Origin of the sequence: Kitasatospora sp. CB02891 (assembly GCF_002803145.1) — a bacterium.
GTDB classification, from domain to species: Bacteria; Actinomycetota; Actinomycetes; order Streptomycetales; family Streptomycetaceae; genus Kitasatospora; species Kitasatospora griseola.
On record NZ_NNBO01000005.1, the window covers coordinates 308,958 to 320,979 of the forward strand.

At 73.4% G+C, this 12,022-nt stretch carries 11 protein-coding genes; 8 read left to right on the forward strand and 3 right to left on the reverse strand.

Going from position 1 to position 12,022, the window contains the following annotated elements; all coding sequences use genetic code 11:
• Complete coding sequence (locus tag CG736_RS14425) at positions 1-756, forward strand: thioesterase II family protein (RefSeq protein WP_100586734.1); 756 nt, start codon at positions 1-3, stop codon at positions 754-756.
• Between the two features lie 3 nt (positions 757-759).
• Positions 760-1,560, forward strand: a complete 801-nt coding sequence (locus CG736_RS14430) for a 4'-phosphopantetheinyl transferase superfamily protein (RefSeq protein WP_100586608.1) — start codon at positions 760-762, stop codon at positions 1,558-1,560.
• A 61-nt stretch (positions 1,561-1,621) separates the two neighbouring features.
• On the opposite strand, the gene CG736_RS14435 is transcribed toward CG736_RS14430, so the two are convergent.
• Positions 1,622-2,032 (reverse strand): DUF3224 domain-containing protein, encoded by a 411-nt coding sequence (locus tag CG736_RS14435; RefSeq protein ID WP_100586609.1) that lies wholly within the window; start codon positions 2,030-2,032, stop codon positions 1,622-1,624.
• 144 nt (positions 2,033-2,176) lie between these two features.
• Between CG736_RS14435 and CG736_RS14440 the strand changes: the two genes are divergently transcribed.
• The 6 genes from CG736_RS14440 to CG736_RS14465 all read left to right on the forward strand — a co-directional run bounded on the left by CG736_RS14440 (position 2,177) and on the right by CG736_RS14465 (position 8,368).
• The gene (locus CG736_RS14440; RefSeq protein ID WP_100586735.1) at positions 2,177-3,367 is read left to right on the forward strand and encodes a cytochrome P450; all 1,191 of its coding nucleotides are present in this window, start codon (positions 2,177-2,179) and stop codon (positions 3,365-3,367) included.
• 132 nt (positions 3,368-3,499) lie between these two features.
• Entirely contained in the window at positions 3,500-3,892 is a 393-nt protein-coding gene (locus CG736_RS14445) for a DUF3224 domain-containing protein (RefSeq protein ID WP_100586610.1), read from the forward strand.
• Between the two features lie 241 nt (positions 3,893-4,133).
• Positions 4,134-5,561 (forward strand): MFS transporter, encoded by a 1,428-nt coding sequence (locus CG736_RS14450; protein WP_100586611.1) that lies wholly within the window; start codon positions 4,134-4,136, stop codon positions 5,559-5,561.
• A 27-nt stretch (positions 5,562-5,588) separates the two neighbouring features.
• Entirely contained in the window at positions 5,589-6,317 is a 729-nt protein-coding gene (locus CG736_RS14455) for a PIG-L deacetylase family protein (RefSeq protein WP_100586612.1), read from the forward strand.
• Positions 6,318-6,470: 153 nt separating this feature from the next.
• Positions 6,471-8,009 (forward strand): class I adenylate-forming enzyme family protein, encoded by a 1,539-nt coding sequence (locus tag CG736_RS14460; RefSeq protein WP_100586613.1) that lies wholly within the window; start codon positions 6,471-6,473, stop codon positions 8,007-8,009.
• The gene (locus CG736_RS14465) at positions 8,006-8,368 is read left to right on the forward strand and encodes a nuclear transport factor 2 family protein (RefSeq protein ID WP_100586614.1); all 363 of its coding nucleotides are present in this window, start codon (positions 8,006-8,008) and stop codon (positions 8,366-8,368) included. The genes CG736_RS14460 and CG736_RS14465 overlap by 4 nt, the downstream gene beginning before the upstream one ends.
• Before the next feature lie 105 nt (positions 8,369-8,473).
• Here the strand turns inward: CG736_RS14465 and CG736_RS37705 are convergent, their stop codons facing one another.
• Positions 8,474-9,049, reverse strand: a complete 576-nt coding sequence (locus tag CG736_RS37705; RefSeq protein ID WP_232733989.1) for a hypothetical protein — start codon at positions 9,047-9,049, stop codon at positions 8,474-8,476.
• Between the two features lie 598 nt (positions 9,050-9,647).
• A complete protein-coding gene (locus CG736_RS36190; RefSeq protein WP_157815581.1) occupies positions 9,648-10,691 on the reverse strand; it encodes a hypothetical protein in 1,044 nt (347 codons plus the stop codon).
• Between the last annotated feature and the right edge of the window lie 1,331 nt (positions 10,692-12,022).

The following is a 12,022-nucleotide window of genomic DNA, read 5'->3' on the forward strand; positions in this document are numbered from 1 at the left end:
ATGTCCGGCCCCTGGATCAGCCCTGCACAGCGGAGTGGGCCGGACCCACGGCTGCGACTGTTCTGCTTCGCCCACGCCGGCGGAGGCAGCGCCTTCTTCCGGCCGTGGCGCGAGCAGGTGGCGCACGACGTGGAGGTGGTGTCGGTGGTCCTCCCGGGCCGGGAGTCCCGCATCCGCGAGACCGCCCACACCCGGATGGAACCCCTGATCGCGGACCTGGTCGAGGGCCTGCGCCCCCACCTGGACGGGCCGTACGCGTTCTTCGGGCACAGCCTGGGCTCCGTGATCGCCTACGAAGCGGCCCGGGCCCTGCGCCTTCGGGGGGAGCCGGGACCGGAGGCGCTGGTGGTCTCCGGCCGCCGGGCCCCGCACGCGCCCGACCGGCGCCCGCCGGTGTCGCAGCTGGGCGACGACGCCTTCCTCGCGGAGATGGTCAGGCTGGGCGGGACGCCGCCGGAGATCGTCCGGCAGCGGGAGATGGTCAGGTTCTTCCTGCCGTTCCTGCGGGCCGACTTCGAGCTGAACGAGACGTATCTGCCGAAGGCCGGCGGTCCGGCGCTGACCTGCCCCGTCTACGCCTTCACCGGCGACCGCGACCCGCTCGCGACGCCCCAGGAGGTCGGCGAGTGGCGGGAGGTGACGAGCGGTCACTTCCGGCTGCGGGTCTTCCCGGGGGACCACTTCTACCTGAAGGACTCCGAGGAGTTCCTCGCCGCCCTGCGGGGCTGCCTGGCCCCGGCCCACGCCGGACGCTGACCGGTGGACGCCTCGCGGCCCGGGCCGGAGCGGCTCCCCGTCACGGTCTGGCTCTGCCCGGACGAGGCGCTGCCGCCGCCGCTCGCCGACGCGCTCGCGCTCCACTGGTCCGACCGCGGCGAGCGGGCGGCGGAGGAGCGGCTGCTGTTCGCCGAGGACCGCCGCCGGCACCGGGTCGCCCGCGCCCTGGTCCGGCGGGGCCTGGCCCTGGAGACCGGGATCCCCGAGGCGGAACTGGCGCTCGCCCGCTCCCCGCTGGGCCGCCCGCACCTGCTCCCGCCGCCGGGCGGTCTGCCCCGCGGCGGGCCGCACCTGGACTTCAACCTCTCGCACACGGACGGGTTCTGCGTGCTCGCGGTGACCCGCCGCGGCCGGGTGGGCGTCGACGTGGAGCGGCTCACCCGGGCCACCGGACGCCCCCGGGACACCGAGGTGCTCGCGGCGGCGTTCGCCCCGGAGGAGCGGCGCCGGCTGCGGACGCTGGAGGAGGGCCGGCCGCGCGCGAGGATGGCGCTGCGGCTGTGGACGCTGAAGGAGGCGTACCTCAAGGCGCGGGGGATCGGCCTCGCCCAACCGCTGGACTCGTTCGCCTTCACCCTGGACGACGCGGGCCGGGTGGTCGACTTCCGCCCGCCCGAGGACGACCTGGCCGACCGCTGGCGGTTCCTGGGCTTCGAGGCGGGGCCGGACGTCCTGGTGGCGGTGGCCCTGCAGCCGGACGGCCCGGCGGGGGAGCAGGCGGTCCTGCTGCACCACGGCTTCCCCTGGCGCCGGGGCCCCGCGCGCAGGCTCCGCTGCGACTGAACGGCCGCTGCGGAACGGGCCCCGGACCCCCGACTTCCGGGGGTCCGGGGCCCGTCCGGGTTCAGCCGGCCAGGTCGGCCGGGAACCGCACCATCAGGTCGAGCGTGCCGTGGCCGAGCGTCCCCTCCCCGCCGACGCCCGCCAGCTCGCCGGTGCCGGAGCCGGGGACGATGCCCGCCCAGGTCACCGGCTCGCTCCCGGGAACCTGGGTGGCCCGGTGCTCCAGCACGAACGTCCCGGTGCGTCCGGCCATGGTTCCCACCACGCGCTCCTGCGCCGCGTAGGCGGCCCCGCCGGGGCCCTGGGTGGTCACCATGTGGCCGTCGGCGGTGCCCTTCACGTCACCCTCGGTGTAGGTCTTGGCCAGCTCGGCCCGGCCGGTGACCGGACCGCCGTCGACGGGTTCGTCGTCGACCGCGTCCCAGCGGTCGACGGTGAAAACAGCCTGAATGCGAACCTCTGCCTGTGTCATGGGGGCAGTATCCAGACGGTTTTCCGCCCCCGATGCTCCGGATTGAGCATGAACCCGCCACCCGGGCCCATACCCTGACAGCTCGTCACGCCGGTCGGCGCGGGCAAGGCTGCTTCCCGGACAAGGGTGAAAGTGGGCATCGACATGAGCACCGAACAGCAGGAACCGGTTTCCTACCCCTTCGCCGGCGGTGTGGGCATCGAGCTCTCCGCCGCGTACGACAAGCTGCTGGACGACGGGGAGCCGATCCGCGTCCAACTGCCGTTCGGCGAGCCCGCCTGGCTGGTCACGCGCTACTCCGACGCGCGGATCGTGCTGACCGACCGCCGGTTCTCCCGGGCGATGGCGCTCCAGCGCGACGAGCCCCGGATGACGCCGCGGCCGGTGCCGGAGAGCATCCTCACCATGGACGCGCCGGACCACACGCGGGTGCGGACGCTGGTGGGCAAGGCGTTCACGCCGCGCCGCGTCGAGTCGATCCGGGCCTGGATCGGCGAGGTGGCCGCGAAGCTCGTCGCGGAGATGAAGGCGGCCGGCCCGCGCGCCGAGCTGGTGAACTCCTACGCGCTGCCCATCCCGATCACGGTGATCTGCCAGCTGCTCGGCGTGCCGGAGGCCGACCGCGCGCAGCTGCGGACCTGGTGCGACGCGGCGCTGTCGACCAACGAGATGACCGACGAAGAGTGCATGAAGAGCTTCATGGACCTGCACCAGTACTTCACGGACCTCGTCCGGGAGCGCCGGCAGGCCCCGCAGGACGACCTGATGGGCGCCCTGATCGAGGCCCGCGACGCCCACGACCGCCTCAGCGAGCCCGAGCTCATCCAGCTCTGCATAGCGACCCTGATCGGCGGGTTCGAGACCACGGCGAGCGAGATCTCCAACTTCGTCTACCTGCTGCAGAGTCAGCGCGAGCTGTGGACGCGGCTGTGCGAGGACCCCGAGCTGGTCCCGTCGGCGGTGGAGGAGCTGCTGCGCTTCGTGCCGTTCGCCGCGAACGGGATCTCCCCGCGCTACGCCACCGAGGACATCCAGGTCGGCGACCTGCTGGTGCGCGCGGGCGAGCCGGTGATCGTCGACACCAGCGCCGTCAACCGCGACCGGCTCGCGTTCGAGAACCCGGGCGAGCTGGTCCTCGACCGCGAGGACAACCGCCACATGGTGTTCGGCCAGGGCGCCCACCACTGCCTCGGCGCGTACCTGGCCCGGGTCGAGCTGCAGGAGGCGATGAAGGCCCTGCTGGCGGGGATGCCGGAGCTGCGGATCGGCGGCGAGGTGCAGTGGAAGTCGGACATGATCATCCGCGCCCCGCGGTCGCTGCCCGTCGAATGGTGACCCAGCGTCCTTGATTCGTTGCTCAATAGTGAGCATGCCAGAGCCGGGCGGACGCTATCCTGACTCGGCGTCATATTCGGCCGTTGGAACGGTTTTGCGGCCGATCGTCTGGATCGAGAGGAACACCGCACCATGGCCACCCGAGCAACTGGGACGTACACGACCAAGTCGTGGAACGAGAACCCCTACCACAAGGAGGAGGGCTCGGCCACGCTGACCCGCGCGTCGGTCGAGAACGTCTTCACCGGGGACTTCGACGGCCAGGGCATCCTTGAGTACCTCATGGTCTACGGCGCCGACGGATCCGCGACCTACGTCGGCCTGCAGCGCTTCGAGGGCGCCATCGGAGACCGCAAGGGGACTTTCGTCGCCCGGATCGAGGGCACCTTCACCAGCGCCGCCGCCGAGACCTGGACGATCGTCGAGGGCTCCGCGACGGACGGGCTGGCCGGCCTCTCCGGCACCGGCTCGGTGAAGTCGGTGGACGCCACCACGGCCGAGTACACGGTCGACTACACCCTCTAGTCCTCTTCGGTGCCGACGCGGCACCGAGGGCTTTGCGGTACCCCGACGTGCCCAGGCGCGTCCAAAGGGGGGCGCGGGGCCATGGCACGAAGCGCCGTGGCCCCGCGCCCCCTTCCGTTGGAAGTCTCCGATCAGTTGCCCTGGGATGCGCTGAAGTGAGCATCCCGTCCCGCCCGCCCTCCCTAGCCTTGGCTCGTCCGGGTTCGCCGGAGCGGCGGTGCGCACAACGATCAGGAGATCCATGTCCATCGGGTCTGCCGACAAGCAGTCGGCCTCCGAGGAAAACCCCGCGTCGGGCTCCGACTCGCTCGTGGCGAAGCTGATCCTCGTCACCCTGCTGACGGCCGAGCTGCTCATCCAGGTCGACCAGACCATCGCCAATGTCGCGCTGCCGTACATCCAGCGCGACCTCGGCTTCACCGACTCCGGCCTGCCATGGGTGGTCAACGCCTACGGCCTGCTCTACGGCGGTCTGCTGCTGCTCGGCGGCCGGATCGGCGACGTGTTCGGCCGGCGCCGGATCCTCGTCGTCGGCGTCACGCTGTTCTCGCTGGCGTCCGTCGTCTGCGGGTTGAGCCCCAACCCGACGGTGATGGTGATCGCGCGGGCCGTGCAGGGCGCGGGCGGCGCACTGACCGCTCCCGTCGTGCTCGCACTGATCATCACCTCCTTCGCGGAGGGCCCCTCGCGGCAGCGGGCACTCGCCCTGTGGGGCAGCGCCAGCGCCGCCGGCGCACTGTTCGGCCTGCTCATCGGCGGTCTGCTGACCTCCGGCCCGGGCTGGGAGATCAGCTTCTTCATCGCCGTCCCGATCGGCCTCCTGGTCGTCGTGCTCGGCGGCCGGACCATCAAGGAGAGCCGCGCCGAGGAACGGCCCAGCCTCGACGTGGCCGGCGCGGTGACGGTCACCGCGGCGATGCTGCTGACCGTCTTCGCGTTCCTCGACACCGAGGACTCCTGGACCTCGCCGATGCGCGGCGGCTTCCTCGTCATCGCCGCCGCCCTGCTGGTCGTCTTCGGCGTCGTCGAGCGCAAGCAGGTCCACCCCGTCGTCCCGCTGCGCATCTTCAAGCTCCGCAACACCAACGCCGCGCTGCTCATCATGATGCTGTTCGGCGTGACGCAGATGAGCTACTTCTTCTTCGTCACCCTGTACCTGCAGAAGATCCTCGGGTTCAACGCCCTGCAGACCGGCCTCGCCTACCTGCCGCTGATCGGCACGCTGCTCGTCTTCGCCCAGATCTGCATGAAGACGATCGGCAAGGTCGGGATGAAGCAGATGCTCACGCTCGGCCTGCTCAGCCTCGGCCTCGGCATGGGGTGGCTCGGCCTCGCCGCCGACTCGGGCACCTTCGTCAGCACGGTGCTGGGCCCGACGATCCTGTCCGGCATCGGCCTGGGCCTGACCATGATGCCGGCGACCACGGCGGCCACCACCGGGATCCCGCCCGCCGACGCGGGCGCCGTGTCCGGACTGTTCCAGACCTCGATCCTGGTCGGCGGCTCCGTCGGGCTCGCCGTGCTGACCACGGTGACGCAGGCGGCCGGCGGCCTGGAGGCCACGCACGGCTACACCGTCGCGTTCCTCTCCTGCGCCGGCGTCATGGCCGTCGCACTGCTGATCGCCACCCTGATCATCCGCATTCCCCGGCAGGCCGACACGGCCTGACCGCCCCGGACTCACCTGGAAGGGCTCATGGCCGACTCATTGCAGGAATTCCCCGACGACTGGACCCGTGCGCTCGCGATCGTCGCCCACCCGGACGACATCGAGTTCGGAGCCGGACCCGCGGTGGCCCGGTGGACCGCCCAGGGACGCGAGGTGTCCTACCTGCTCGTCACCCGGGGCGAGGCCGGCATAGCCGACCTCGCGCCGGCCGAGTGCGGGCCGCTGCGCGAGGCGGAACAACGCAAGGCGGCCGTGGAACTCGGCGTCCACGAGGTCGAGTTCCTCGACGGCCACCGCGACGGGACGATCGTCTACGGCCCGGACCTGCGCCGTGATCTCGCCCGTGGCATCCGTCGCCACCGACCCGACCTGGTGATCACCTTCAACCACCACGACACCTGGGCGTCGGGTGCGTGGAACAGCCCCGACCACGGTGCGGTCGGCCGGGCGGCCCTGGACGCGATCGCCGACGCGGGCAACCGCTGGATCCACCCGGAGCTGTCCGACGAGGGGTTGGAGCCCTGGCGGCCGAAGCGCGTGGCGATCGCGGGATCCCCGCGGCCCACCCACGCGGTGGCCGTCGACGACGAGGCCCGCGAGCGCGCCGTCCGTTCGCTCGCGGCCCACCACCGGTACCTGGAGGCACTGAGCGAGGACCCGCCGGCCGAGCGCGCGCGGTTCATCCTCAACCACCTCCTCGCCTCCGCGGCTCCCTGCTTCGGGGGTCGCAGCTGCGTCGCCTTCCAGATCGTCTGAGGGCGACCGGCACGAGGTGCCCCGCCGCCGTCCCGGACCCGCGCACGCCACGCCACGTCGTGGCCGCGCCGGTCCGGGTCGGGCGGACGGTCACGCGTGCCCTGAACGGAAACCGTCTCCGGCTGCTGCGACACCCACCGTGAGGAACCCCCGATGGCCAATGAACGGACGTTCTCCTACCTGACCACCCAACTGCGCTCGCACGCCGCGCTCCACCCCCGGCGCACCGCGCTCATCATCGACGGCCGCCCGGACCTGCTCTACGGGGACTGGGACCGGCAGTCCGAGGCCCTGGCCCGCGGCCTGCTCGCCGCCGGCACCCCGCGGGGCACCCGCATCGGCATCTTCTTCGGCGACCTGGACTGGTCCGACTACGCGGTCGCCTACCTCGGCGTCCTCAAGGCCGGCGGCACCGTCGTCCACCTGCCCGCCGACATCCCGGTCGCCGAACTGGAACGGCGCGCCCGCCAGTGCGGGATGGCCGGCATCGTGCACGGCCGGATCCCCCCGCCCGCGACCGGGGCCGTCGACTGGACGCGCCCGCTCGACGAGCTGACCGTGGCCGGCGACGAGCCCGTGGACCTGGCCCACCGGCCGGACGACGACGCCGAGATCGTGTACTCCTCGGGCACCACCGGCCTGGCCCGCGCAGTCGTCGTGTCGCACCAGAACCTGGCGACGGCCGGCGGACCCCCGTCCGTGATGGCCCACGACGAGCCCGCGCCCATGGTGGCCTCCGTCGGCCTCGGCATCACCGCCAGCGCGACCACCGTCTCCATGGTGCTCAACGCGACGCCGACGACGCTCGCCCTCGCCCCGCCCGGCGACGCCGAACGCATGGCGGCGCTGATCGAACGCCACGCGGCGAGCACCATCATGATGACCCCGCACCTCGCCGTACTGATGGTCCGCGACGGCGTGCACCGCCGCCACGACCTGACCTCGGTGACCACCGTCGCCACCGCCTCCGCGTTCCTGCACCCGGCGCTGGCCGCCGCCCTGCTCGACGTGATGCCGCGGGCCAAGGTCGTCGGCGCCTACTCGGCGAGCCAGGCCAAACCCGCCGTCACCATCGGGACCTTCGACCCGAAGCGCCCGATGTCGGTCGGCCGGCCCGCCCCCGGCACCCACGTACTGATCACCGACGCGCGCGGCGCCGAACTGCCCACCGGCGAGGTGGGCCGGATCTGGCTGCGCTCCGAGGGCGCACCGCCCCGGGTCCGGGTCGACGAAGGCCCCGAGAGCGAGGGCGTCCCGGCCGGCGGCTGGTGCGACACCGGCGACCTCGGGCATGTCGACGAGGACGGCGAGCTGTACCTGTTCGACCGCGAGTCCGACGCCGTCGACACCCCCGACGGACTGGTGTCGACCCTGCAGGTCGAGTCGGCCGTCTTCGAGCACGAGGCGGTCGCCGACGTGGCCGTCGTCGGCACCCCGGCCGGAGTGGCCGCCGCAGTGGTGCCCATGGCCGGCGCCGCCGACGACCCGGCCCGCCTGCTCGCCGCCCTCGCCGCCCACGCGGCCGGCCGGCTCGCCGCCCACGAGATCCCCGGGACGGTGCTGCTGGCCGACGCGCTGCCGCGCAACGCGCTCGGAAAGGTCGTCAAACGCGAGATCCAGACCTGGTTCGCGGCCACCGCCGCACCGTCCGCTGCGGATGTCACCGACAACACCGGAGGAGCACTGTCATGAGCACCGAGTCCGAAATCACCCTGCACCCCGTCTTCGCGGAAATGGTCCGGTGCACCGCCGAGCGCGACCTCGACGGCCTGGTCGAGCTCTACCACCCCGAAGCCCAGTGGATCCGCTTCACCGGCACCGTCACCGGCCGCACCGAGATCCGCGCGCTGCTCGCCAAGTACTGGGAACTCGACCTCAAGTACGTCGACATGAACGAGTACATCCAGACCGACGACACCACCATGATGCGCGGAACCATGATCGTCCGCGGCGAGACGGTCGTGACCTTCGGCGTCTACGTGCTGCGCGACGGCAAGATCTGGCGCCAGTGCGGCGCCGACGAGGGCGGCGCCCGCGACTGGTGGGCCTGACCCGCACCCACCCGGGGCCGGAGCGGCTCGCCGCTCCGGCCCCGTTCTCGAAGCGGGCGCCGACCCCGGTGCCGGACCGTCCGGGCACGGACGGGCGGGCACGGATCAGTTCCGGTAGTCGATCTTCTTCTCCCGGATCAGCGTCTCCAGCTCCGGGTCCGACAGCGGGTGCAGGGTGTCCAGGAGCCGGCGCAGCCCCGCCTCGTCCAGGCTCTGGCCGGTGACCTCGACCTCCACGTCCCGGTGGCGGCGCACCAGCGTGACGTCGCGGCCGCCGCCGGGCAGGGCGTGGACCCTGAGCAGCTCGCCGGAGGCGTCCACCGTGCAGGTCGCGCCGGTCTCCGCAGGCTCCGGGCACCGGAGTGCCGGGGTGACGGGTCTGCGCACCGTAAGGTGCACCCGCCCCGACCTGTCCCCGTCCCGGACGGGTCGGTAGTCGACGCCGAGGTGGGCAGGGCCGGTCTCGACCCGGGCCACCTGAAGGCCCGGCGGTGCAGCGCCCAGGTACAGCAGCTCCGAACGCTCGCGGTACCGGGCGACCTCCGCCTCGTGCCGGCGCTGCTGCGCCTGTTCCGGGCCGACGAAACCCCCGTGGGCAACCCCGGCGGCCAGTGCGGCCAGTGCCGTCGGCCGCACCCACCAGCCCGGCACGAAGACCGCCGCGGCCACGACGTACGGCACCCCCGTCAGTGCGACTCGGGTGCCGGCACTCCCCAGGTCGACGCCCTTGCTGTAGGCGGCGAAGCCCGCCAGGACGCCGACCGTGCCGAGGCCTGAAGACCCAGGCCGCCCAGCGCAGCCGCTGTGGTGCGGAGCCGCACAGCGGAACCACGGTCCGGGCCTGCTTGCCCACCGCTGCCAGCAGGCTCACCATGAACGGCGCACCCACCGCGAAGACCAGCATGGCCGCACCGGTTCCGCCGACCCAGGCCACCGCCGGCAGCCCGACACCGATCGTCGGAACCATGACCGCCGTCGTCGCCCAGACCAGGAAGAGATGCAGGGCCGTCAGCGCCCCTCTGCTGCTCGTCATGGCGCGAAGCCTGTCAACCGGCGTCCTGACGCACATGAGTACGCGTACTCACCGTGCATCGCCGCCACCTCGGTGCGGCGACCGCAGGTGGCGCGGTGGGGGCGCCTGTCCGGGCGCGGCCGGCTTCCGGGCCCCGAGGTGCGCGCGGCCGGGACGGTGCGGCACCCCGGGGCAGGCCGGGCGTCGATGCTGTCGCCCGTGCTCCGGGCGGGACCGGGCGGGAGGGGGCGGGAGGGGAAGTCGGGGTCAGTGTCTGCGGCGGGCTCGGCCGAGGCGGAACAGTGCGGCGCCGGTCGCGGCGGTCAGGGCGGCGATCGCGGCCAGGGCGCCGGTGGCGGGGGCGCCGGTGGCGGGGAGGGTGGGGGCGGTCGGGTGGCCGGTCGGTTCGGGGGTGGTGGGGACTTCGCCGGTGGGGCTGGGCTGGGGAGTGGTGGGGCTCGGCGTCGGGCTGGGGCTGGGGCTGGGGCCGCAGGGCGTCCACTGGAGCTGGACCTCGCCGTCGCCGCTGCGAATGCCGGTGATGAACTGGGCTCCGGCGGGGCCGAGGCTGGAGCCGCCGCCTCCGCCGCCGCCGTCGAGTGTGCCGGCGGTGGAGGAGCCGCCCGCGCCGCCGCCGTGGGCGCCGCCTCCGCCGCCACCGCCAGTGCCCATGTGCGGGTCGCCGACGTTGAGCGCGCCGTCTCCGCCGACCATGCCGTTCGCGGGGCCGCCGGCCACGCCCGGTTGGTCCCCGGCGAACGCCGGGGTGCCGCCGGCCCCGCCGCTGCCACCGTCGCCGCCCGATGCGCCGCCGTGGCCGGCCCCCGGGGTGGGGGGCGTCTCGCCGGGCCCGCCGTTCTGACCGCCGTCGCCGCCGCGGCCGGTGCCGCTGTCGGTGAAGCTGCCGGCTCCGCCGCCTCCGCCGCCCGCGACGACGACCGTGCCGCCGTCGAGGGCCACGGTCGTCGCCCCGCCGCCGCCGGCCGCGGTGGCGCCGTTGCCGGCCGCCGGGGTGTCGTTGTAGGCGCCGCCCTGCCCGCCGCCGCCGTATCCGCCGTGCGGCGGGCTGCCGTCGGTGAGGCTGCCGCCGCTTCCGGCGCCGGCGACGTTCACGGTCAGTACCTGCCCGCTGTGGACGTCCAGCGTTGCGAGGACCTCGCCGCCCAGGCCGCCGGGCGACCCGTAGACCGCGTCGCCGCCGGCGCCGCCGAAGGCGGTCACCTCCACCTGGCACACGTCGTCGGGAACCGTGACGGACTGGGGAGTGCCGGTGAAGGTGAGGAACAGCGTTCCGTCGGGGGCTCGCACCACGGACGGGAGGGCCCGAGCGGTACAGGCTGCGGGGGCGGCGAGGACCAGGCCGGAACTCAGGGCAACGGCGCACGCTGCACGCACGGCGGGGTGTAGTTGTCTCATGCGCGCACGATATGTTCACGCTCGGTGTGTGATGAACTACCTTTAGCCATCATCCGGCGTGTCGGCCCCCTCGAAGCCTGCCGACCGGGTTACCGGGCGCGGGGTTGCAGCTCGCGGGCCGGCGGCCGTCCGTCGCGGGCCGGCGACCGGTGCTGGCCGGGCCGAACGCCGCGTCGGCGGAGAGTGCCCACTGCGAGCGCGCCACGCCCAGAGGGTCCCGGCATCCGTCCGGCGTCACGTCGGAACCGGCCACCGCCCGCGGCGGCGGGTCGTACGGCGGGCGATCCTCGGTGCCGGGACCGGACGAGCACCTGCGTGCCCGTGGGGCGACCCCTCGCCAGCTGCGCGCCGCCACGGGGCGCCCCCGCGGCCTGGGCCGCAGGCGTGCCGGTGTCGGCGAACGCGACAGCGCCGGGCAGCGCGAGCGCCCCCGCGACGGTGGCCGGGACCAGCGCGAGGTGCACAGTGCGGCGAACGGACGCGGTGGACGGTACGGGCTTCCGTGGGAGAGGTCGCCGCCTGCGGCCCGTCGGCCGAGGGTCCCCGTCCCGACCGTCGTCCCGCCGTCCGGACTGCCTCCGCGTGCTCCGGTCCGCATCCCGGGGGACGTCATATGACGGCGGCAACATTCCCTTCGGAATGAGGTGGATTCACGCAGTCACCGTCGCTGTTCCCGTTTCCCTTCAGTGGACTCGCGGACACCGCAATGCACAATTCCATCGCCGACAGCAGCAGTCGCTGGGGAAATGATTCTCGAATTCCGACCGGACAGTGCCGCAGCGGATTTCTCGCCACCCCGGTGCCCCGCCGAAATCCCAGTGGCCCCACCCGTGGCCGCCGCTCCCGCCCGGCGTCGGCCGCGGGCCGGGGCAGGCCCCGGACCAGCGGGTGAGCGCGGCCGGCGCAGGGCGGTCCTGGAACGGGGGGCTGTGCTGCGCCGTCCCTTTCGGCCGGGGCGATCGGGCCGATTGCCGCCCGGCGCGCGATCCGGGAATCACGCCGGGCGCACGCCCCCGTAAGGGTCGGGGGTGTCCGACGATGACCGAAACACGGACGGTTCGGGGGAGGACGGTGCAGGCTACAGTGAACGCCTTGCAAGCCAGATCGGTGACAGGCACCTGGTAGCGGTAGGCCCATCGGCCCCCAAGGAGACGCCGTGCGAGCTCTGGTATATCTCGGTTCCGGCTTCCATTCCGGTCCCGGTTCACATCCCGTCGAGTTGCGGG

Bases quoted from the DNA above. Each gene is read 5' to 3' on its own strand.
- CG736_RS14425 (WP_100586734.1), top strand. From the start codon at position 1: ATGTCCGGCCCCTGGATCAGCCCTGCACAGCGGAGTGGGCCGGACCCA.
- CG736_RS14435 (WP_100586609.1), bottom strand. From the start codon at position 2,032: ATGACACAGGCAGAGGTTCGCATTCAGGCTGTTTTCACCGTCGACCGC.
- CG736_RS14440 (WP_100586735.1), top strand. From the start codon at position 2,177: ATGAGCACCGAACAGCAGGAACCGGTTTCCTACCCCTTCGCCGGCGGT.
- CG736_RS14445 (WP_100586610.1), top strand. From the start codon at position 3,500: ATGGCCACCCGAGCAACTGGGACGTACACGACCAAGTCGTGGAACGAG.
- CG736_RS14450 (WP_100586611.1), top strand. From the start codon at position 4,134: ATGTCCATCGGGTCTGCCGACAAGCAGTCGGCCTCCGAGGAAAACCCC.
- CG736_RS14455 (WP_100586612.1), top strand. From the start codon at position 5,589: ATGGCCGACTCATTGCAGGAATTCCCCGACGACTGGACCCGTGCGCTC.
- CG736_RS14460 (WP_100586613.1), top strand. From the start codon at position 6,471: ATGGCCAATGAACGGACGTTCTCCTACCTGACCACCCAACTGCGCTCG.
- CG736_RS14465 (WP_100586614.1), top strand. From the start codon at position 8,006: ATGAGCACCGAGTCCGAAATCACCCTGCACCCCGTCTTCGCGGAAATG.